The following is a 19,802-nucleotide window of genomic DNA, read 5'->3' as shown; positions in this document are numbered from 1 at the left end:
ATAAAAATCCTAAAAAATTAGGATTCTCATTTAAAAATTTTTTTGATTATTTTTTCTTGACCTTTTGAATATGGAGGATATTTTATTTTTATATCGATATTATTTGACCTAAGCATTATAGATTTCCTATTTGAAAAATTCATAAAGCCAAATTTCCCATGATATCCTCCCATTCCACTTTCTCCAACTCCTCCAAATTCTATATTAGGATTTGTTAAATGCATGATTGTATCATTAATACAAACTCCACCAGATGACAAATCATAGGTAAGTCTATCAATATGGTCTTGGTCTTCGCTAAAAATATACATAGAAAGTGGCTTGTCCATTTTTTGTAATTTTTTAATTATTTCAAAAATATCTTCATATTCAATAACAGGAAGAATTGGCCCAAAAATTTCCTCCTCCATAATTTTATTTGAAAAATCTACATTATTAATTATGGTTGGCTCAATTTTTAAAGTTTTAGAATTATAAAGTCCTCCCGTATAAATATCTTGTCCTTCCATCAAATAAACAAGCCTATCTAAAGCTTTTTTGTCAATTATTCTTGGATAATCAGGATTTTCTAAAGCCCTATCACCAAAAAATTCAAATATAGCTTGCTTCATTAGTCTTAGAAGTTCATTTTTCACATCCTTGTGGACCAATAAATAATCTGGAGCCACACAAGTTTGGCCGCTGTTTAAAAGTTTTCCCCAAATAATTCTTTTTGCAGCAAATTTCAAATTTGCAGTCTCATCAACTATACAAGGAGATTTGCCACCAAGTTCAAGAGTAACTTTGGTCAAATTTTCACTTGCTTTTTTCATTATAGTTCTTCCAACTTTCGAAGAACCTGTAAAAAATATATGGTCATACTTATAAGATAAAAGCTCGTCATGGCTTATTTTTTCATTGTCAACGCAATAAATAAAAGACCTATCAAAATTTTTATCCAAAATTTTTTTTAGAATTTTCGAAGTGTAAACTGCCTTTCTTGAAGTTTTCAAAATTACTGTATTTCCACTTGCTATTGCATTTATTATTGGGTTAATCGCCAACAAAAACGGATAATTCCAAGGAGAAATCACAAGAGTTATACCCAAAGGTTCATATCTTGTAAAGGATTTTCCAGGCATAGCTTCCATATTTGTAATCTCTCTTTTATCTTTCATCCATTCAGATAAATTTTTTAAAGCAAAATCTATTTCTGAGTGAGCACCTGCAATTTCAGAAAAATAAGCTTCTGTTGCTGATTTATTTAAATCCATTTTTAAAGCATGTAAAATTTCATTCTTATTTTTATTTATAGATTTTTTTAAATTTATCAAGGCTTTTTTTCTAAAATCTTCTGTATTGGTTAAGCCCGTATTAAAAAATATTTTTTGCTCTTCAATAACTTTTTCTAATGTTTTCATATTTACCTCTCTTTTTCTTCCTATACCCAATTTTTCCCAAATAAAAAACACCAACTTAAAATTAAGCTGGTGAATATTTTAAAATTAAGTTTATTGATTTATAATTTTCTTTTTAATAAATCTTTTATTTCCATTCTTCAACCTCAACTTTCTCGAGTATTTTATAAATCAATTCTTTTTCTGCAATATCTGGACTAAAGGCTGTTGCACTTCCACAAGCTACAGCAAGTTTATATGAATCAACTTTTGAAAGTCCCTTCATATATCCATAAATATATCCAGCAACCATGCTATCTCCGCTTCCTACAGAATTAATTAATTTTCCTTCAATTGGTTTTGCCTTATATGCAATATTGTTATCTACAAAAATTGACCCATCTTTTCCAAGAGAAACAATTACATTTTCTGCTCCTTGGTCAATTAATTTTCTTGCATACTTTACAATTTTTTCATCACTATCAATTTCATCCTCAAAAATTTCACCAAGCTCATCCCTGTTTGGCTTTACCAAAAATGGTTTGTAGGATGAAAGATTAAATAGTTTTTTGCCAGATGTATCAAGGGCAAATCTTACATTTTCCATTTCAAGTAAATTAACAATAACCCTATAAAAATCATCTCCCAAAGATTTTGGGATTGATCCTGAAATTATAACAAAATCATCTTCTTTAAGATTATCCAAATAATTTAAAAACTCTTCAATCTCTTCTTCTTTAATCTCAGGTCCTTGAGCATTAATTTCGGTTTCTTTATCATATTTTATTTTTACATTTATCCTAGAATCATCAGAAATTTTTGTAAATTCTTCATCAATCCCTAAATTTTCTAATTTATTTTTAATAAATTCTCCAGTAAAACCTCCCAAAAATCCAATATTTATTGATTTTTCTCCAAGATTTTTTAAGAGTTTGGAAACCATTATTCCCTTTCCACCTGGATATTTTTCTTCACTTTTACTTCTTATAGTTTGTCCATCTTCAAATTTTTCAATTCTTAGAACATAATCAATAGATGGATTTAAAGTAAGTGTATAAATCATAAATCCTCCGTAATTAAATCTACATCTTCTATATCACATATTTTAGAAAAATAAACTTTGCCAAATTTCGACTTATCAATTAAAATTATTGATCTTTTTGATTTTTTTATTGCAGTATTTTTAATTATTGCTTCATCTGGATCATGAGTTGTAAATTCCCCATCACAGTATCCATTTGCTCCGATAAAGCATAGGTCAAAACTATACTTTAATAAATTTTCCAAAGCTTGCTCACCGATTACTACATTTGTCTTGCTTTTTATATTTCCACCTAGAAAAATTGTTTTAATATTATTTTTTGCGAGTTTTTCCAAATGCATAATCCCATTTGTAACTACAATAATATCTTTTGATAGGTAATCTATAATTTGATGTACAGTAGTTCCTGCATCCAAATAAATATATTTACTATCAAAAATTTCCCTTGAGGCCTTTTTGGCAATTTTTATTTTACTTTCAATATTTGAAACAACATTTTTATCATAAGATTTTTCTTCAAATTCAATGTTTGCAAGAATCGCTCCACCATGAACTCTTTTGATATACCCCCTTTTTTCGAGATAATCTAAATCTCTTCTCAAAGTGGACTCACTAACATTAAGATTTGTTATTAAAAACTTATTAGAAATTTGCCTTTGTTTTTTTAAAATATTTAAAATAATTTCAATTCTTTTTTCAAATATCATTTGCTAATATTATAATAGTATTTCTATCAAAGTCAATCATTTTCTTTCATTTTCTTTCAAAAATTTGATTTTAATTACTTTTCTTGTAAAATTTATAAAAACAAAAGGAGGTGATAAAGTGGCAATTTTAGTTGAATGGATAGTAAATGCTATTAGTTTGTACGTACTTGATTTCTTATTTTCAGGAATTTCTTTTACTGAAACAAAGGCTCTATTGATTACTGCCTTATTATTGGTTTTTGTAAATGCAATAATTAAACCAATTTTAAAATTATTATCTCTTCCATTGACAATATTAACTTTGGGTTTATTTTCTTTTATTGTAAATGCTATAGTTTTAGAAATAACATTTAACCTTGCAAGTGGAGCAAGCATCAATTCATTTTGGACTGCTTTATTTGCATCAATAATTCTTGCAATAATAAATCCAGCAATAAGCAACTTTTTTGATAAAAAATAATGGACATTTGCAAAAATTTATTACTTTAATTTTACAAGCTCTCTAAAAATTTATAGAGAGCTTATAATTTTTAAAGAAAATAATTTTGCATATGTCCATTTTTTATGATAATTTAAATTCTTTTTCATCTTTTTCTATTTCTTTTTCTTTTATTTTTATATCATCAATTCTAATAAACCTATCGTGTGCCAACCTATCCAAAAAAATATCTATTTTTTCTTGATTTCCTTGAACATTTACTTCAACATCTCCATCATATAAATTATAAACATCTCCTGTAAGTCCAAGTTCGTTTGCAATCATATAAGATTTATACCTAAAACCTACCCCTTGAACTCTTCCTTTAAAAATCATATTATATCTTTTCATTTTTTTCTCCTTGATTATTTTCTACCCATAAATAATTTTTATCCTTTACAAAAATTAATTAAGCAATATAATAGAGATATATACCCCCACAGGGTGTTAGTAAGGAGGTAAAATGAAAGAACGCTTTGATGTTACTGGAATGACTTGTGCATCTTGCCAAGCAAACGTAGAAAAAGCTGTAAGAAAATTAGGTGTAGATGATGTAAATGTAAATCTTGTTTCAGAAACTATGAATGTTTCCTATGACAAGGAAAAAATTTCTGAAAATGATATTATAGAAGCTGTAGAAAAAATTGGCTATGGAGCAAGTCCAAAAAATAATAAAAAGGAAAAAAATAAAAATAAAAAAAATAATTTTAATGAAGAAATTGAAGTTAAAAATAGGTTAATTATTTCGTTTTTATTTATGATTCCTTTGATGTATGTTTCCATGGGCCACATGATTTCTCTTCCCCTTCCAAAATTTTTGACAGGAATTGAAGGTAGTGTGAATTTTGCCTTTGTGCAATTTTTGTTGGCCCTTCCTATTATTTTTGTAAATAGGATTTTTTATATTTCTGGTTTCAAGGGATTAGTTAATAAGGCTCCCAACATGGATACCTTGGTTGGTCTTGGATCTTTTGCAGGACTTATTTATGGGATTTTTGCCATAATGAGAATGGCGTACGGCCTTGGTTTTGGAGATCTTGAAATAGTTGAAAACTATAGGCATAATTTATATTTTGAATCTGCGGCTATGATTTTAACCTTGATTACTCTTGGAAAATATTTTGAAAAAAGATCTAAAGGTCAAACAAAAAAATCTTTGGAATCTTTGATGGATCTTGCTCCAAAAAAAGCAAGAGTTTTGAAAAATAATCAAGAAGTTGAAGTTTTGGTAGAAGATTTAAAAAAAGGAGATTTGATTTTAGTTCGTCCTGGTGAATCAATAGCAGTTGATGGGATTATAAAAGAAGGATCATCCCTTGTAGACGAAGCTGCAATAACAGGCGAATCAATGCCAGTAAATAAAAATGTTGGCGATGAAGTTATTTCTGCAACTATAAACAAACAAGGATCTTTTGTTTTTGAAGCTACAAAAGTTGGAGAAGATACAACCCTTTCTAAAATAATTGAGCTTGTAAATGATGCTAATGAAACAAAGGCCCCAATTGCAAAACTTGCCGATAAAATTTCTGCAGTTTTTGTGCCAGCTGTAATAATAATTTCAATACTCACATTTATAACTTGGATGTTTTTGGGATATGGATTTGAATTTTCTTTAAACCTTGCAATTTCTGTTTTGGTTATTTCTTGCCCTTGCGCTTTAGGACTTGCAACTCCAATGGCAATTATGGTTGCTACTGGAAAAAGTGCTCAGTTTGGACTTTTATTTAAAAATGCTGAAAGTCTAGAAAATCTTCACAAGGTTGATACAATTTTACTTGATAAAACTGGAACAATTACTGAAGGAAAACCAAAAGTTACAGACATTAAAACAGAAATAGATGAAAAAGAATTTATAAAAATTATAAGCTCAATTGAAAATAATAGCGAACATCCCCTATCAAATGCAATAAATGAATTTGCAAAGGAAAAAAATATAGGGGCAGAAAAAATTGAAGAATTCGAATCAATTTCCGGCAAGGGAATTAAGGCAAAATATAAAAATAAAATTTATTTTGGTGGAAATATTTCTTTAATGAGAGATAAAAATATTAACTTAAATTCTTATGAAAAAATTGCTGATAAATTTTCAAATGAAGGAAAAACTTCCATGTATTTTTCTGACGAAAAAAATGTAATAGGAATTGTAGCTGTCCAAGATAGGCCAAAAACTTTGTCAAAAATTGCAATAGATGAGATGAAAAAAATGGGCTATGAAGTTAGGATGATAACAGGAGATAATGAAAAAACCGCTGAAGCTATAAGAAAATCATTAAATATTGATGAAAAATATGCAGAAGTCTTGCCTCAAGATAAGGAAAAAGAAGTTAAAAAACTTCAAAATAAGGGTAAAAAAGTATTGATGGTTGGAGATGGAATTAATGATGCACCAGCCCTTGCAAGAAGTGATGTTTCCATGGCTATTGGAAATGGCACTGATGTTGCAATCGAATCAGCTGATGTAATCTTAATAAAAAATAATATCTTAGATATTGTTTCAGCCATAAAACTTTCAAAAGCAACCATAAAAACAATAAAAGAAAATCTATTTTGGGCCTTTTTCTATAATGTTATTGGAATTCCCCTTGCTGCTGGTTTATTGTATCCAACTTTTGGATTGAAACTTTCACCAATGTTTGGTGCCTTTGCCATGAGTTTATCATCAGTATTTGTTTGTTTGAATTCTTTAAGACTTAGAGGATTTAAGGCTGATTTTGAAAATGAAGAAAAAATAAAAGAAATTTTAGAAGAAGAAAAAAATAATAAGGAGAAAAAAATGAGTGAACTAAACAAAATGATAGTAAGAGTAAATAATATGAGCTGCAACCATTGCAAAAATCGTGTAGAAGAAGTTTTGAAAAATATTGCAGGAATTGAAAATGCAGAAGTAAATTTAGATGAAAAACTTGCAAATGTAGATTTTTTCGGATCAGTTGATGAAGAAGAAATAAAAGAAAAAATAAATGATGCAGGATATGAGTTTGTAGGTATAGAGTATAAATAAAATGCAGGCTGATAAAGATAAAACATTAAGAAAATTAAAAACTGTCAAAGGACAAATTGACGGGCTCATTAAAATGGTAGAAGATGATAGGTATTGTATAGATATCTCAAATCAATTAATGGCATCAATTTCAATTTTAAAAAATATAAATTCAGATGTCCTCTCCTCCCATCTCCAACACTGTGTCTACCATGCCCTAGATGAAAAAAACAAAGATGGAATAGAAAAAATTGAAGAGATTGAAAAAATTATAAAAAAATTATCCAAATAAGATGTTTGTTTAACAATTTTTGGGGTAACTATGTAAAGTAGGAAGTAGTTAATACTAAAAAATTTAAAGGAGAAAATTATGGATAAAATTGAAAACAAAGACATTCAAGCTGAATACGCTAATGAAGTAAGTGAATATACAATTAATGATAATGTAATTGCAAAAATCGCAAAAAAAGTTTTAGTAAAAACTGATGGTGTTTTGGAATTAAAGAAAAATGTATTTTCATCAATAGCTGATAACTTTACAGATGGAGAAAACACTTCAGGAATCTCAATTGATGTTGATGACGCTAAAAATGCAGTAGTTAATACAAAAATAATTCTTGAATATGGTAAAAAAGCTCAAGAAGTTTTCGCTTCATTAGATAGAAATATCAAAAAAGAAGTTTTCACACTTACAGGAATAAACGTACAAGCTGTAAAAGCAGAAATAGTTGACGTTTTAACAAAAGAAGAATTTGAAGAAAAAAATTCAAAAGATAAAGAAGAAGACAAATAGTAAAGTTAAAAAATATAAATTTAAAGAGTGCGAAATGCACTCTTTTTTTTTTATTTTTTAAAAACTTTTAATCATGTTCATTAAACCAGTATTTTTTTCTAGAATTTTAAAAATTAAAACACCAATTATAGATACAACAATAAATTCACTCATCATAAATTGTAAAAGCATTATAATAAATGCAGTTGATGAATCTAATAAAAAATAAGTTCCTATAGCTGGTATAAACATAAATAAAACTGGGAATAATGATGCTATAAATAAATTTTTTTGTCTAATAATTAGGGAAAATGCCAAAAATGAAGCAAAAGTTCCAAAAATCACATCAAATACTGCTATATCTGAAGCAAAATTAGCCAAAAAACATCCCAACAAAAGTCCTGGTATAAATCTTCTGTTATAAAATACCAATAAAACTAATATTTCACTAAACCTCAATTGAATTGGCCCATATGCTAGTGATGGGAACATTAAAGTAATTACAGCATAAAGGGCTGCGATTGCAGCTGACTTAACTAAAAAATTTGTATCCTTAAAATTATATCTTTGATTAGACATATATACCTCCTTGATATTTTTTTGGATGGGTCCCAAGTAAACATCCTTTAATCATTATAACAAAATTTTTTAAAAAATAAAGTTTCAATATTCTAAATACTTATAATTTTTTATTATTTTCTGATATAATTATTGATAAGAAAAGGTGAAAATATGAAAAAAATTATACTAATCTTATTAATAATTTTTCCACTAACATCTTGCTCAAAAAAAGAAAACAGTGGAATAAAAAACGAAAATTTTTCAAATACATTAAGAGATGTTGAATACATTACAAAAAAATATGTTAATTATGATAAAGATGCCAAGGCAAATATGCTTTCTATTATAGATAATGATGAATATTTCCAAGCAAGGATAAAAACTAACAAGGAAAAAGAATTAAAGTCATATATAAAAGAAAAATCTTCTGGAAATAATAAATTAAAATGGATTTATGATAATTTTGATAAATTAAATTATGGAGAAAAAGTTTTAGTTGGAAATGACGACGATGCTTGTGATTATGTTTATAATTGTCACAATAATAAAAAAGATTTTAATTTTTTTGATGGGCAAAGTCTTAATCTACATAGAAAAACCCCCTACTATCTCCAGTGGGATAATAGGTGGGCTTATGATAATTTAATAGGTGACGATAATATAGGAATTGCAGGTTGTGGTCCTACTTCAATGGCCATGGTTTTATCTAGACTTTTTGATGATGAAAAAATAAATCCAAAATTAATAGCCCAAGATGCAAAAAATCATATGACTGAAGATGGCGTATATTGGTCTTTTTTTGAATTTGAAGCTGATAAATATAAAGTCAAAATTGAAGATATTGAAAATACTGAAAAAGATTTAAAAAATGCTTTAAAAAAGGGTCCAATAGTTGTTTCTGTAAAACAGGGATATTTTACGACTGGTGGTCATATTATGGTAATTGATTCTATGAAGGATGATAAATTATTAATTAATGATCCAAATTCTATAAAAAATTCAAAAATCGAATGGCCATATAAAGATATACAAGATCAATTTGTAAAACTTTGGTTAATGTATAAATAATTTTTAATCTTGTTGACAAAATATTTTTAAAATGGTATTATTAATAAGTCAGCAAGTTAGTGCCATTAGCTCAGTTGGTAGAGCACCTGACTCTTAATCAGGGTGTCCAGGGTTCGAATCCCTGATGGCGCACCAATTTTAAAGTCTCCCCAAAATGATTTAATCATTTTGGGGAGACTTTTTTTATTTACAATTTTAGAATTTATAATTTCTTAGTTAATTTTTAGACATTTTCATTTTTTTCCTATATAATATTAATGGTAATGAACGATATCTACATGAATCGTATCAGGAGGTAATATGAATAATAAAGAAAAAACACGTAAGATGGTAACTGTGGCTATGCTCGGTGCAATCACTATAGTTTTAGGATTGACTCCAATGGGATATATTCCCCTAGGCCTAATAAGCATAACAACTATGCACATTCCAGTAATTATTGCAGCAATTTTGGAAGGACCAATTGTTGGAGGTCTTGTTGGCTTTATCTTTGGTCTATCTTCAATAGCAAATGCAATGCTTAGACCTGGTCCAATTTCATTTGTATTTTATAATCCAATAATTTCAGTCTTACCAAGAATTTTAATAGGAATTTTTGCAGGACTAACATTTTTGGCATTAAAAGACAAAAATAATGAAAAAATAAGAAAAGTTTCCTTAATTTTATGGACAATTTTAACAGGATTTTTGCTATATTTGGTTTTTTATAACATAGGACATCAAGCAAAAATTTATCAAATAGTTATTTCAATACTTATTACAATTATTGCAATTTGTATGCTTTATTTGACTTTTAAAAATAAGAATTCAAATCTTTCAGTTGCTATTGCATCTTTTGTTGGAACTATGACTAATACACTTTTTGTAATGGGCTTTATTTATTTGTTTTATGCAGAAAAATATGTAACAGCCTTGGGAATTTCAGTTGAAGCTGCAAGAAGCACAATTTTCGGAGCAATTATAACAAATGGACTCCCAGAAGCAATTATGTCAATAGTTTTGGTTTCTGCTATAGTAAAAGCTGTATCTGCAAGAAGAAAATAAAAAATATCCCTCGGCAAAAAAATTTGCTGAGGGATTTTAAATTTAAAAGTTAATTATTCTTAATTATATCTGTTGCAAGTTCAAGCATATCTACTGCCAAATAATAATTGTCACCAAGAAGATCATAAACCAAATCTTCTGAAAATATTCCTTGACTTATTTCAGGATCAATTTCTCCTTGGTTTGATTTCTCAAGATCATCCATATACTCTTTTGAAGAATAATAATCAGAAAGTTTCTTGTAATCTTTTTGACTTTCCTTAAATTTTTCAAGAGCTTGTCTAAATTCTTCTACAGCTTTGGAATTTTTGTTTAAAATTTCTTCCATTTCTTTGATTTTTTTAATATCTGTCATTTTTTCCATCCTTTATTAGATATTTTCACCTAAAATATCTACCCATTTTTTAGATTTTAAATTATTTTATATGTTGGATTTTTTAATTATTTCCTTTAAGGTTTTAGCACTTTCTTTCATTCTTTCATCTTCAGTATCTGTAAGTGGAACTTCCAAAACCCATTTCACTCCATCTTTTCCAATAACTGAAGGAACTCCAATATAAATATCATTTAAACCATATTCCCCATCAAGGTATGATGAAGTTGAAAATACAGAATTTTGATCATTTATTATGGCTTCAACTATCCTTGTAAGAGCCATTCCGATTCCATAAAATGTTGCACCTTTTTTGTCAATTATTTCATAAGCTGCATTTTTCACCTTATCAAAAGTATCCAATAATTCTTTTTCATCAGTATCACTGTGAGTTTTTACCCATTCGTACAAAGGCATTCCACCAACATTTGTGTGTGACCAAACTGCAAATTCGCTATCTCCATGCTCACCCATAATAAAAGCTTCAACACTTCTTGGATCAATTCCTATTAAATTTGCAATTTCTTTTTTAAATCTTGATGAATCAAGAGTTGTGCCGGTTCCTATAACCTTGTTTGCTGGAAATTTTGAATATTTCCAAGTTGCATATGTTAAAATATCAACAGGATTTGATGCTACTAAAAATATTCCATCAAAACCACTTGCAACAATTTTCCCAATCATATCTTTAAAAATTTTGAGATTTTTTTCTATTAAATCAAGCCTTGATTCCCCAGATTTTTGTGGAATTCCAGCTGTAATTACAACAACTTCAGCATCTTTGCAATCATTATAACTAGCCTTGTAAATTTGCTTTGGGTTTGTAAAAGAAAGCACATCGGAAAGATCCATTGCATCTCCCTCAGCTTTTTTTTCATTTATATCAATTATTCCCAATTCTCTTCCTACACCGAGAATTGTAGAGGCATAAGCAAAAGAACTTCCTACAGCTCCATCACCTACTAAAATTATTTTACTATCTTTCATTATTCCTCCTATATTTAATTCTTAGTTTTTTGCTATGAATTCTTTTTTATTATACTCTTTTAAGAAGGAAAATGATAATTATTCTTAATTATTTGTAAATAAATTTGAATTATCTCTCAAATAAAATAATAAATTAATGTAATCTTTTTGGTAAGGTACAAATTCATTCTCATCAATTATTTTCAACAATTCTTTCCTACTTACAAATTTTGCATCAGCTACTTCCTCTTCTTGTAATTTCAATTTTTTTAAATCAATATTTTTATTTTTTATTATATAAACATCATCTATCCTAAAACCCGTATTAATCGAAATATTGGGATAAGCATTTGAAAAATCATATTTAATACCAAGCTCCTCTGACAATTCTCTTGAAGCTGCAAGTTGAGAACTTTCTCCACTTGCAACTGCTCCAGAAACTGTTAAATCCCACAAATTTGGCCAAGATCTTTTAGATTTTGTTCTTTTTTGAATCAAAAGCCTTCCTTTTTTATCAAAAATTAAAACGTGAATAATAAGCCTATAAAGACCTCTTGGTACTATATCTCTTCTTTCTATTATATCTCCAGTTTTTTTCCTAAAATTATCATACAAATCTACATATTCTTTCATTATTCTCTCCTTCATTTCTTAAATATACTTACCCATTTTTAAAATTTAAAAGCGGCATCTTAATGCCGCAAATTAAAAACTAATTTTATTAAAAAAATAAAATCCAAGAAAAATATGTAATACTATAAAAATTGGAAGGGATATCATGAATTTTTTGTGACGAGTCTTATGATGAATTAATTTCATAAAAATATACATAAAAAATGCTCCCCCAATAAAGGCAAATAATAAAAGAATATTTTCTCTTATTCTTTTTCTTTTAAATTTTTTTGAAGCAATTTTATCATAAATTACAAGAAAAACTGAAATTATAGAAACACATACAAAATATAGTATTAAAAATTTAATTTTCATTTTTTATCAAATCTTCAAAAATTTCTATAAATTTTTCTTTTTCATCAACAAAAACAGCATGACCTGAATTTTCAAATTTTATAAAATTTACCTTGTTTGGAAAATATTCTATGCTTTTATAGGCATCATCAATTGGTACAACCATATCCTTGTCACCATGAATCCAAGTGACCTTTTTATTTATTTTTTCAATTAAGCCACTTCCATTTTCACTGGTATTATTATAGGTCACCATAGCAAGAAGAGACTCCAAAAAGCACCTTTGTTTCAAGAAATCTTCAGCCATTTTTCTTAAGTCATCAGGGTTTGGATCATTAACATTATAAATAGTTTGCCTAAATAAATCTTCGAAAAAATCAATATCATGATCCTTTATCCCATTTAAAATAGGAACTGTAAAAGAATGATCGTGTTTGATATTAAAATTTTTCAAAAAATTTGGAAGTTTTAATTTTTTATTCTCATCATTTACTTCCTTATCTTTCGGCATTACAAAGCCTTTGACCCCAACAGATGAAATCAAAATTAATTGTCTTATTTTTTCAGAAAAAAGTCCTGCAAAATCCATAGCAACCTGACCACCCAAAGACCATCCAACAAGAGAAAAATCTTCAATATTTAAAGCATCAATAAAATATTTCAAATCTTTCGCCCAGTCTTTCATTTCCTTGTGTTTATTTTCATAAGAACTTTCCCCATAACCAATTAAATCTGGTGCAAAAACTTCAATATTTTCACCAAGACTTTCCAATAAATCTTCAAAAAATTGGGAAGATGATTGAAATCCGTGAATTAAAACAAGTTTATTTTTTCCATACCCCACATGTCTATAAGCCATGGTTTCACCATTTTCTAATTTTATTTTTTTAAATTCTATTTTACTCATTTTTTTCCTCTATTAACCATAATATAATGATATTTTATCAAATTTATCCTCATCAATCTAATAATTTTTTATAGAAATTATCAATAAAAATCGCTCCGATTGGGGCAGTCAACAATATCCCCAAAACTGCCATTGATAAAATTATATCTCCACTAGAAAGTCCATTTGCAAGGGGAACTGCTCCAATGGCTGCTTGGACAGTTGCCTTTGGCATGTAAGAAAAAACTGTAAATAATTTTTCTTTTTTATTTAACTTTGACCCTGAAATTGAAATTAAAGTTCCACAAGATCTAATAATTAAAGCCAAAAACACCATTATTACCGATAAAAATCCTAATTTTGATATATAGGAAATATTTACTTCAGCTCCAACCAAAACAAATAACAGAATTTCAGCAAAAATCCATAATTTCCCAAATTTTTCAGAAAGTCTTGAAGAAACTTCATCATTTGCCTTAATTTTAAAGACACAACTCATAGCAATTACAGCCAAAAGTCCTGAAAAAGCAATTTTTTCCTTAATTAAATTTTCCATTGCAACAAGCAAAAAAGAAAGTGCAAGAATTATTATAACTTTTGTAGAGTTTCTAATCATATCGTCTTTTTTATAAAAATACTCAAAAACAAGGTATAAAATATATCCAATAATAGATCCAAACAAAATTCCCAAAATTATAGAAATCGGCACATTAAAAAGATTTATTAAACTTACATCTTCCCCCTTTGCCATTGACAAAAATGATGAAAATAAAACAAGAACAAATATATCATCACAAGATGAACCTGCAAGAATCATTTGGGGTATTGATTTATTTACTCCTCTTTTTTCTTCAATTAATTTTACCATCCTAGGGACTACAACTGCAGGCGAAACTGCTGCAAGAACTGATCCCATCAAAAGTGCATCGATTGGTCTAATTTTGAAAAAAATTCTTGCAAAAATAAAATAAGCTAATATTTCAAAACTTGCTGGCAAAAATGACAACAATATTGCAGATTTTCCTGCCTTTTTCAAGTCAGAAATATCCAAAGAAAGTCCCGCCTTAATTAAAATAATAATCAAAGCAATTTGCCTAAGCTCAGCAGAAATCGACAGAGTTTTAGGATCAATTAAATTTAAGACGTGAGGTCCCAAAATAATTCCTGTAAAAAGCATACCAATCAAAGCTGGTATTTTTAATTTTTGACATAAAAAGCCAAAGATAAGTCCAAAAATAATAATTAGACCAAGTGATATTAACATAAACCCTCCTTTTGGGACAAAAAAACTGATGAAATCTGTCCCCTAATAGTTACAGAAGTCATCAGCATAAACGCGGTTTTAGAAAAATCTAAGGGAGAACTTCATTCCCTTTAAGTATTATAAATTTTTTTATATTTTTAGTCAATTTTTAATTTTAATAAATTCCTTGAATTCATCTAAATCTTTTGCCATAAAAAATGGATTAATCAAAAATTCTTTTCCTACACTTGTTGGAAGACTAGGAAATCCCTTTGAAATTTTTTCTTTAGCCTCCATTATTGCATCATCCATTATTTTATCCTTAATAATTCTTTTTGATGATTCAATACAATCAATAGTATATTCGTGGGCTGGATAAATCAAAGTTTCCTTATTTAAATTTTTAATTTTTTGAACAGATTCAAAAGAACTTTGGTAATCACCTGTAAATACCCTGCCACAACCAGAAGAAAAAATTGTATCTCCACAAAATAAATTATTTTCAACCAAATATGAAATATGCTCTTCAGTATGGCCATTTGTTTTTAAAACTGTAATCTTATATCCAAAAATTTCAAACTCATCTTCATCTTTTAAAGTTTTATCATTTAAATTTTCAGTTTCACTTGGTCCATAAACTATTGCTTCTTTAAATTTTTCCTTCAATTCTTTTACTCCACCAACATGATCCATATGCTTGTGGGTCAAAAAAATAGCATATAAATTTTTATCTTCTAAATATTTAAAACAAGGGCCTGCCTCGCCTGGATCAACTAAAATTACATTTTTTCCTTTTTCAATTGTCCAAATATAGTTATCTTCAAAAGCTCTAATAAAATTAATATTCATAAAAACTCCTCTCAAAAGATTTATACCCAAAAATTAAAATAAAAAAAGTAGGCAAAAGCCTACTAGAGTCATAGAAAAATCAATTTAGTAATTCATCAAGAGTTTAAAAATAAAATTACGCATTAACTCATCTCGACCGACCAGAGTAAGTGGAGAAATTTCTTAGATTTCCCCACTCGTTTCACACTAAAATTGTGATAAACAACAGAAAATGACAGTTATTTATCTGGTCGAAATTCTTAAAATTTTACTTTGTCGTCATTTTACTAGACAAAACCTATTATTTATCTTCTTTTGTAGCATCATTTCCAAGAGCGAAAAATTTCTTTCTTATTTTTCTTCCAGTTTCTGTTCCTGCTATTCCACCAATTCCTGTTTCTCTTAAAGCTTCTGGTAAAGTTGCTCCAACTTCTCCAGCTGCCTTACAAACTTCATCAAATGGAACAATACTTGTGATTCCTGCCATAGCCATATCTGCAGATATAAAGGCATTTACAACTCCCGATGCATTTCTAAATGTACAAGGATATTCTACAAGTCCTGCAATTGGATCACAAACTAATCCTAAAACATGTAAGAAAGCAAAACTTGCTGCATGAAAACAAACTTCTGGGCTTTGATCATAAAGAAAACATGCTGCAGCAGCTCCCATAGCCGCTCCCGATCCAGTTTCGGCTTGACATCCACCCTCAGCGCCTGCAAAAGATCCATAATAACCAATTATTTTTCCAATTCCAATTGCAGTAAGCATGGCATCAACCATTTTTTCATCAGAAAATCCTTCACGTTTTTTCAAAGAATACAAAATTGCTGGCAAAATTCCAGAAGAGCCCGCTGTTGGACTTGCAACAATTTCTCCCATAGCTGCACTAATTTCAAGAGTTGAAAAGGCCATAGCCATAGCTTCTGTTACAAAATTTCCTGTAATAGATTTTCCTTCTTTCGAATAAGCATTCATTTTTTTGGCAAATCCATCAATCATTCCCATGGCAGTTTTTGTTTCATGATTTAAATTTCCTGTTGCAGATTCTTCCATTACCTTAAACATTTCAGTCAAATTAAATAAAATATCATCCTTATTAATTTGCGATGATTTTAATTCTTCTTCAAGAACTAAATCTTTTATGTGAAGACCTCTTCTTTCACATTCTTCTATAACTTCTCCTGCTTTTCTAAACATTATCTAACCCCTTCTATATAATTTGCATAATCGTATCTTTTATTATTAATAATTTCTTCAATTATACTTTTTTCAAGTTTTTCATTTAATTCTACAATTAAAGTAACCTCATCATCAGCCTTTACTGTTTTCATACTTTCAATATTATAATCATTGGTTGCCAAAAGTTTACTTACTTCATAAATTACACCCTTTTGTTCCCTATACCTTAAAATTATTGTTGGGAATTTTCCATTATAAGAAATTGATACGTCGTTAATTTCTATAATTTCTATATTTCCTCCACCGATTGATGATCCGGTAACTGATGAAGTGGTTCCATCAGGATAATAAAAAACAATTTTTGCAGTATTTGGATGTACAGGTCCCAAGTCATCTTTTATAAAATGATATTCAAGGCCTTCTTCATCTGCGATTTTAAAAGAATCCCTAAGTCTTTTATCATTTGGTTTAAATCCCAAAACTCCTGCAAGAAGCGCCTTATCAGTTCCGTGTCCCTTGTAAGTTTGGGCAAATGATCCGTGAAGATGAAAATCTACCCTAGTAAAACCATCTTTTACAATTGATATAGCAACTTGTCCAATTCTTGCAGCTCCCGCTGTGTGAGATGAGGATGGCCCTATCATAATTGGTCCAATTATATCAAAAACTCCATATTCTTTCATAATACCTCCATTAGTATAAAAAAACCTTTGCATAGTTAGTATAATTAATTTACTTCTTAATATTATCCTACTCTTTTTATAAAAAAAATAAAAGCCAAGAAAAATTATTTTGTAAATTTTACAAAATAAAATCACTTGACTTCAATCAAATTAAATTTTTTAAAAATATAATAATTTAAAATAATCGATAAATTATATAAGATTGCTGCCAAAACAAAATATAAATATCCTGGTAATTTTTTTAACAAACCAGTAAAAATCGGACTGTATGATAAGTAAGCGTAATTTAATCCAAATTTCAAATTAACAATCTCAGTAATTATCAAAAATATATTTACAAAAATAAATAAAAATTTCAGATTTTCCTTACTAAGCTTAAGCTCATCAACAAAAAGAAAAAATAAGGAAACCAAAAAAACTAAATAATGGGTCAAAAAGAAATTCACATACATTATGTGTGGCCAAGAATATGGACTTAAGTCTGGATAAAGCATTCCAATCAAACCACCAATCAAACCCCAAAAAATAGTTAAAATTTTTAAATTTCTATTATTAAGTAAGAAGGCAAAAAATCCACTATAAATACTTACCCTACAAGTATAAAGAGGAAGGGCCTCACTGATTGTGTCATGTCTTATAAATGATAGGAAAAATAAAAAACTCAGCTGTTGAAAAGCTAATAAAAATATAAAAGAATTTCTTATAATCTTATACAATTTTTTATTTTCTCTAATATTTTTTCTATGCCTATAGATCAAAATTCCCATAAATATCATGAAAATAAACAAGAAAAAATGTAATAATCCATATGAATTAAAGACAAAACCGTCTTCTTTTTTTCTAAAAAATACCTTTAAAAAATCCTTCATTAAAACTCCTTAATTTCCTTGTCATTATATAATAATTTTTTATTTACGTCTATGATTTGAATGTTTTAAAAAATTATATTTAGGTTAAATATAATATTAAAGAATTTTATTTATTTTAAGAGGAGAAGAAAATGAAAAATAGTAATCTAAAATTGAAAAATATAAGTATAATCTTATGTCTAATATTTAAATTTATAGTTTTGGGCTTATCGTTTATATTTTTAACCCGATTTTCAAGTTTGATTAGATCTTTTTCTGATTTAGGAAAAATAAATTTAAAAACTTTACCCAAAGACTTATCATCAATTGTAAATATATATTATTTAATTCTTCTTTTTTTAACTTTAAGCCTTGTTTTATTTGCTATAAGTTTGATAAATAAAAATATCAAAGGTTTTGATACAATCGAGATTGGAGCAAATATCTTCTCTCTAATTTTCTACATCATCTCCTTTGTTTTAATAAAACCTGCTCTTGGATTAATAAAAAATATAGTTAGAGGTTTTAAAGGTCTTGATACATTTGAATATTTTTCCTATATAAAAAAATTTCTTGGAAAAGCTAATTTTTTAATAGATAAAATTGACGGACCTATAAAAATATTTTTTACAATCTTCACAGTTTTGGCAATAATTATGATGGCTATTTCAATTATATTGATGTTAAAAAGACTATTAAGAAAATAATTTAAACGATAAAAATCCCTTAAATTATCAAAAATAAATTTAAGGGATTTTCTCAATTTTTATTATATTTTATAAAGAGCTCAGTAATTCTTTGACCAAGATTTTGCATGGCATCAAATTGTGGACCAGAACCATGACTTACAGGATTCGGATACTTACTTAAAAAAGAAATAGCAAAAACCTCATCTCCTACGCCGATAATTGCAATGTCATTTTCAACACCTTTATTTGGAATTTCACCAGATTTTGAAAGTCCTCTGGCACCTTGTGGCAATTTTCCTAATAATTTAAACTTTGATGTAGAATCATTTTCTGCCATAGCTTTCATAATTTTGTTGGAATGATCTCTATTTACAAATTTTCCAAAATAAATATCTCTAAGACCCATATTCAAATCATTGGCTCTAGCAAGATTTTCCTTACCTTCATGAAGCATTTTTCTATAAAGACCAGTTTCATTTTCTCCAGTAATTTTTTTGATAGTATCTCCAACATTTTTACTTGCTGAATCCATATCATTATTTCCAATCAAATCAATCAACCTATTTGTAGACTCGTTGTTAGAATCTCTTAACATCAAATAAATGTCATTTTCAACAATTTTTTCATCCAAAACACCCTCTTCAACTTGCCTATAAGCCTCAAGGGCGATAAAAATTTTTATAGTTGAAGCAGCAGGTAGACTCTCTTTTTTAGAATTAGAATTTTTAAAAATAGAAATTTTATAATTCCCCTTCAAAGAATCAACAGAAACCTGCCAATCCCCCTCCAAATTTTTACACTCTTCATCAATAATTTTTTCAATTTCCTTAGAAATTTCATCATTTTTTGAAGATTTTTCTTCTTTAGTTTTTTTAGTTTTATTTTTTACAATATTTTCATCAAGGTCCTTATCAGATTTATACAAATTTTCAATCTCATTTAAATATTTATCAGATTTAAACCCAACTACAGCCTTACTTTTATATAATTTATCAGACTTAGAAGATTTCAAAGTAAAAGCAAAAGTTGAAATAAAAACAGTTAAAAAAATACTTGTCATAATTTTTATGTTTTTTTTCATAATTTCCCCATTAATATTTTTATTAATA

Annotated in this window: 23 protein-coding genes, 1 tRNA gene and 1 riboswitch; of the genes, 8 read left to right on the top strand and 16 right to left on the bottom strand. The window is 27.9% G+C overall.

Going from position 1 to position 19,802, the window contains the following annotated elements:
• Window positions 1-26 precede the first annotated feature (26 nt).
• The 3 genes from BN3265_RS03955 to BN3265_RS03945 all read right to left on the bottom strand — a co-directional run bounded on the left by BN3265_RS03955 (window position 27) and on the right by BN3265_RS03945 (window position 3,125).
• Window positions 27-1,400 (bottom strand): aldehyde dehydrogenase family protein, encoded by a 1,374-nt coding sequence (locus tag BN3265_RS03955; RefSeq protein WP_058990260.1) that lies wholly within the window; start codon window positions 1,398-1,400, stop codon window positions 27-29.
• A gap of 124 nt (window positions 1,401-1,524) precedes the next feature.
• Entirely contained in the window at window positions 1,525-2,439 is a 915-nt protein-coding gene (gene pfkB, locus BN3265_RS03950) for a 1-phosphofructokinase (protein WP_058990259.1), read from the bottom strand.
• Window positions 2,436-3,125, bottom strand: coding sequence for a DeoR/GlpR family DNA-binding transcription regulator (locus tag BN3265_RS03945; protein WP_058990258.1), 690 nt, complete (start codon window positions 3,123-3,125; stop codon window positions 2,436-2,438). Before BN3265_RS03945 ends, pfkB begins: the two co-directional genes overlap by 4 nt.
• Window positions 3,126-3,243: 118 nt before the next feature.
• Here BN3265_RS03945 and BN3265_RS09300 point away from each other — a divergent pair, with 118 nt between their 5' ends.
• Window positions 3,244-3,585, top strand: coding sequence for a phage holin family protein (locus BN3265_RS09300; protein ID WP_082664094.1), 342 nt, complete (start codon window positions 3,244-3,246; stop codon window positions 3,583-3,585).
• A gap of 102 nt (window positions 3,586-3,687) precedes the next feature.
• On the opposite strand, the gene BN3265_RS03935 is transcribed toward BN3265_RS09300, so the two are convergent.
• The gene (locus BN3265_RS03935; protein ID WP_058990256.1) at window positions 3,688-3,954 is read right to left on the bottom strand and encodes an acylphosphatase; all 267 of its coding nucleotides are present in this window, start codon (window positions 3,952-3,954) and stop codon (window positions 3,688-3,690) included.
• A gap of 112 nt (window positions 3,955-4,066) precedes the next feature.
• Here BN3265_RS03935 and BN3265_RS03930 point away from each other — a divergent pair, with 112 nt between their 5' ends.
• The 3 genes from BN3265_RS03930 to BN3265_RS03920 all read left to right on the top strand — a co-directional run bounded on the left by BN3265_RS03930 (window position 4,067) and on the right by BN3265_RS03920 (window position 7,376).
• The gene (locus tag BN3265_RS03930) at window positions 4,067-6,604 is read left to right on the top strand and encodes a heavy metal translocating P-type ATPase (protein ID WP_058990255.1); all 2,538 of its coding nucleotides are present in this window, start codon (window positions 4,067-4,069) and stop codon (window positions 6,602-6,604) included.
• A gap of 1 nt (window position 6,605) precedes the next feature.
• Window positions 6,606-6,875: a metal-sensing transcriptional repressor gene (locus BN3265_RS03925; protein WP_058990254.1), complete on the top strand. Its 270-nt coding sequence runs from the start codon at window positions 6,606-6,608 to the stop codon at window positions 6,873-6,875.
• A 78-nt stretch (window positions 6,876-6,953) separates the two neighbouring features.
• Complete coding sequence (locus BN3265_RS03920) at window positions 6,954-7,376, top strand: Asp23/Gls24 family envelope stress response protein (protein WP_058990253.1); 423 nt, start codon at window positions 6,954-6,956, stop codon at window positions 7,374-7,376.
• Between the two features lie 57 nt (window positions 7,377-7,433).
• Here BN3265_RS03920 and BN3265_RS03915 read toward each other — a convergent pair whose 3' ends face one another.
• On the bottom strand, window positions 7,434-7,934 hold the full coding sequence (locus BN3265_RS03915) for a QueT transporter family protein (protein ID WP_058990252.1): 501 nt from the start codon (window positions 7,932-7,934) through the stop codon (window positions 7,434-7,436).
• A gap of 153 nt (window positions 7,935-8,087) precedes the next feature.
• Between BN3265_RS03915 and BN3265_RS03910 the strand changes: the two genes are divergently transcribed.
• The 3 genes from BN3265_RS03910 (at window position 8,088) to BN3265_RS03900 (ending at window position 10,028) form a co-directional block, all read left to right on the top strand.
• Window positions 8,088-8,984, top strand: coding sequence for a C39 family peptidase (locus BN3265_RS03910; protein ID WP_058990251.1), 897 nt, complete (start codon window positions 8,088-8,090; stop codon window positions 8,982-8,984).
• A 59-nt stretch (window positions 8,985-9,043) separates the two neighbouring features.
• A tRNA-Lys gene (locus tag BN3265_RS03905) sits at window positions 9,044-9,119 on the top strand.
• Between the two features lie 165 nt (window positions 9,120-9,284).
• A complete protein-coding gene (locus tag BN3265_RS03900; protein WP_058990250.1) occupies window positions 9,285-10,028 on the top strand; it encodes an ECF transporter S component in 744 nt (247 codons plus the stop codon).
• Between the two features lie 49 nt (window positions 10,029-10,077).
• Here the strand turns inward: BN3265_RS03900 and BN3265_RS03895 are convergent, their stop codons facing one another.
• From BN3265_RS03895 to BN3265_RS03850, 10 genes are all read right to left on the bottom strand, one after another.
• A complete protein-coding gene (locus BN3265_RS03895; protein ID WP_058990249.1) occupies window positions 10,078-10,383 on the bottom strand; it encodes a DUF4298 domain-containing protein in 306 nt (101 codons plus the stop codon).
• Window positions 10,384-10,449: 66 nt separating this feature from the next.
• The gene (locus BN3265_RS03890) at window positions 10,450-11,388 is read right to left on the bottom strand and encodes an L-lactate dehydrogenase (RefSeq protein WP_058990248.1); all 939 of its coding nucleotides are present in this window, start codon (window positions 11,386-11,388) and stop codon (window positions 10,450-10,452) included.
• Window positions 11,389-11,472: 84 nt separating this feature from the next.
• Complete coding sequence (locus BN3265_RS03885; protein WP_058990247.1) at window positions 11,473-12,000, bottom strand: NUDIX hydrolase; 528 nt, start codon at window positions 11,998-12,000, stop codon at window positions 11,473-11,475.
• A 72-nt stretch (window positions 12,001-12,072) separates the two neighbouring features.
• Window positions 12,073-12,354 (bottom strand): DUF1294 domain-containing protein, encoded by a 282-nt coding sequence (locus BN3265_RS03880; RefSeq protein ID WP_058990246.1) that lies wholly within the window; start codon window positions 12,352-12,354, stop codon window positions 12,073-12,075.
• Window positions 12,344-13,240 (bottom strand): alpha/beta fold hydrolase, encoded by an 897-nt coding sequence (locus BN3265_RS03875; RefSeq protein ID WP_058990245.1) that lies wholly within the window; start codon window positions 13,238-13,240, stop codon window positions 12,344-12,346. Before BN3265_RS03875 ends, BN3265_RS03880 begins: the two co-directional genes overlap by 11 nt.
• A 52-nt stretch (window positions 13,241-13,292) precedes the next feature.
• Window positions 13,293-14,483, bottom strand: a complete 1,191-nt coding sequence (locus BN3265_RS03870) for a cation:proton antiporter (protein WP_058990244.1) — start codon at window positions 14,481-14,483, stop codon at window positions 13,293-13,295.
• 45 nt (window positions 14,484-14,528) lie between these two features.
• Window positions 14,529-14,601: riboswitch (Fluoride riboswitch) on the bottom strand.
• Between the two features lie 23 nt (window positions 14,602-14,624).
• Window positions 14,625-15,311 carry a hydroxyacylglutathione hydrolase gene (gene gloB, locus BN3265_RS03865; protein ID WP_058990243.1) on the bottom strand — a complete coding sequence of 229 codons (687 nt, stop codon included), beginning with the start codon at window positions 15,309-15,311 and terminating at the stop codon, window positions 14,625-14,627.
• A gap of 280 nt (window positions 15,312-15,591) precedes the next feature.
• Window positions 15,592-16,491: an L-serine ammonia-lyase, iron-sulfur-dependent, subunit alpha gene (gene sdaAA / locus BN3265_RS03860; RefSeq protein ID WP_058990242.1), complete on the bottom strand. Its 900-nt coding sequence runs from the start codon at window positions 16,489-16,491 to the stop codon at window positions 15,592-15,594.
• Window positions 16,491-17,156, bottom strand: a complete 666-nt coding sequence (sdaAB, locus tag BN3265_RS03855) for an L-serine ammonia-lyase, iron-sulfur-dependent subunit beta (protein ID WP_058990241.1) — start codon at window positions 17,154-17,156, stop codon at window positions 16,491-16,493. Before sdaAB ends, sdaAA begins: the two co-directional genes overlap by 1 nt.
• Before the next feature lie 131 nt (window positions 17,157-17,287).
• The gene (locus tag BN3265_RS03850; RefSeq protein WP_058990240.1) at window positions 17,288-18,025 is read right to left on the bottom strand and encodes a YwaF family protein; all 738 of its coding nucleotides are present in this window, start codon (window positions 18,023-18,025) and stop codon (window positions 17,288-17,290) included.
• A 131-nt stretch (window positions 18,026-18,156) separates the two neighbouring features.
• Between BN3265_RS03850 and BN3265_RS03845 the strand changes: the two genes are divergently transcribed.
• Entirely contained in the window at window positions 18,157-18,711 is a 555-nt protein-coding gene (locus BN3265_RS03845) for a hypothetical protein (protein ID WP_058990239.1), read from the top strand.
• A gap of 52 nt (window positions 18,712-18,763) precedes the next feature.
• On the opposite strand, the gene BN3265_RS03840 is transcribed toward BN3265_RS03845, so the two are convergent.
• Window positions 18,764-19,774, bottom strand: a complete 1,011-nt coding sequence (locus BN3265_RS03840; RefSeq protein ID WP_058990238.1) for a serine hydrolase — start codon at window positions 19,772-19,774, stop codon at window positions 18,764-18,766.
• Window positions 19,775-19,802 lie beyond the last annotated feature (28 nt).

The sequence above is a fragment of the Anaerococcus rubeinfantis genome, from assembly GCF_001487145.1.
Classification (GTDB): domain Bacteria; phylum Bacillota; class Clostridia; order Tissierellales; family Peptoniphilaceae; genus Anaerococcus; species Anaerococcus rubeinfantis.
The sequence above is the reverse complement of the archived record's forward strand: the minus strand, read 5'-3'. Positions and strand labels throughout refer to the sequence as shown.

Bases quoted from the DNA above. Each gene is read 5' to 3' on its own strand.
- BN3265_RS03955 (WP_058990260.1), bottom strand. From the start codon at position 1,400: ATGAAAACATTAGAAAAAGTTATTGAAGAGCAAAAAATATTTTTTAAT.
- pfkB (WP_058990259.1), bottom strand. From the start codon at position 2,439: ATGATTTATACACTTACTTTAAATCCATCTATTGATTATGTTCTAAGA.
- BN3265_RS03945 (WP_058990258.1), bottom strand. From the start codon at position 3,125: ATGATATTTGAAAAAAGAATTGAAATTATTTTAAATATTTTAAAAAAA.
- BN3265_RS03935 (WP_058990256.1), bottom strand. From the start codon at position 3,954: ATGAAAAGATATAATATGATTTTTAAAGGAAGAGTTCAAGGGGTAGGT.
- BN3265_RS03930 (WP_058990255.1), top strand. From the start codon at position 4,067: ATGAAAGAACGCTTTGATGTTACTGGAATGACTTGTGCATCTTGCCAA.
- BN3265_RS03925 (WP_058990254.1), top strand. From the start codon at position 6,606: ATGCAGGCTGATAAAGATAAAACATTAAGAAAATTAAAAACTGTCAAA.
- BN3265_RS03920 (WP_058990253.1), top strand. From the start codon at position 6,954: ATGGATAAAATTGAAAACAAAGACATTCAAGCTGAATACGCTAATGAA.
- BN3265_RS03915 (WP_058990252.1), bottom strand. From the start codon at position 7,934: ATGTCTAATCAAAGATATAATTTTAAGGATACAAATTTTTTAGTTAAG.
- BN3265_RS03910 (WP_058990251.1), top strand. From the start codon at position 8,088: ATGAAAAAAATTATACTAATCTTATTAATAATTTTTCCACTAACATCT.
- BN3265_RS03900 (WP_058990250.1), top strand. From the start codon at position 9,285: ATGAATAATAAAGAAAAAACACGTAAGATGGTAACTGTGGCTATGCTC.
- BN3265_RS03895 (WP_058990249.1), bottom strand. From the start codon at position 10,383: ATGACAGATATTAAAAAAATCAAAGAAATGGAAGAAATTTTAAACAAA.
- BN3265_RS03890 (WP_058990248.1), bottom strand. From the start codon at position 11,388: ATGAAAGATAGTAAAATAATTTTAGTAGGTGATGGAGCTGTAGGAAGT.
- BN3265_RS03885 (WP_058990247.1), bottom strand. From the start codon at position 12,000: ATGAAAGAATATGTAGATTTGTATGATAATTTTAGGAAAAAAACTGGA.
- BN3265_RS03880 (WP_058990246.1), bottom strand. From the start codon at position 12,354: ATGAAAATTAAATTTTTAATACTATATTTTGTATGTGTTTCTATAATT.
- BN3265_RS03875 (WP_058990245.1), bottom strand. From the start codon at position 13,240: ATGAGTAAAATAGAATTTAAAAAAATAAAATTAGAAAATGGTGAAACC.
- BN3265_RS03870 (WP_058990244.1), bottom strand. From the start codon at position 14,483: ATGTTAATATCACTTGGTCTAATTATTATTTTTGGACTTATCTTTGGC.
- gloB (WP_058990243.1), bottom strand. From the start codon at position 15,311: ATGAATATTAATTTTATTAGAGCTTTTGAAGATAACTATATTTGGACA.
- sdaAA (WP_058990242.1), bottom strand. From the start codon at position 16,491: ATGTTTAGAAAAGCAGGAGAAGTTATAGAAGAATGTGAAAGAAGAGGT.
- sdaAB (WP_058990241.1), bottom strand. From the start codon at position 17,156: ATGAAAGAATATGGAGTTTTTGATATAATTGGACCAATTATGATAGGG.
- BN3265_RS03850 (WP_058990240.1), bottom strand. From the start codon at position 18,025: ATGAAGGATTTTTTAAAGGTATTTTTTAGAAAAAAAGAAGACGGTTTT.
- BN3265_RS03845 (WP_058990239.1), top strand. From the start codon at position 18,157: ATGAAAAATAGTAATCTAAAATTGAAAAATATAAGTATAATCTTATGT.
- BN3265_RS03840 (WP_058990238.1), bottom strand. From the start codon at position 19,774: ATGAAAAAAAACATAAAAATTATGACAAGTATTTTTTTAACTGTTTTT.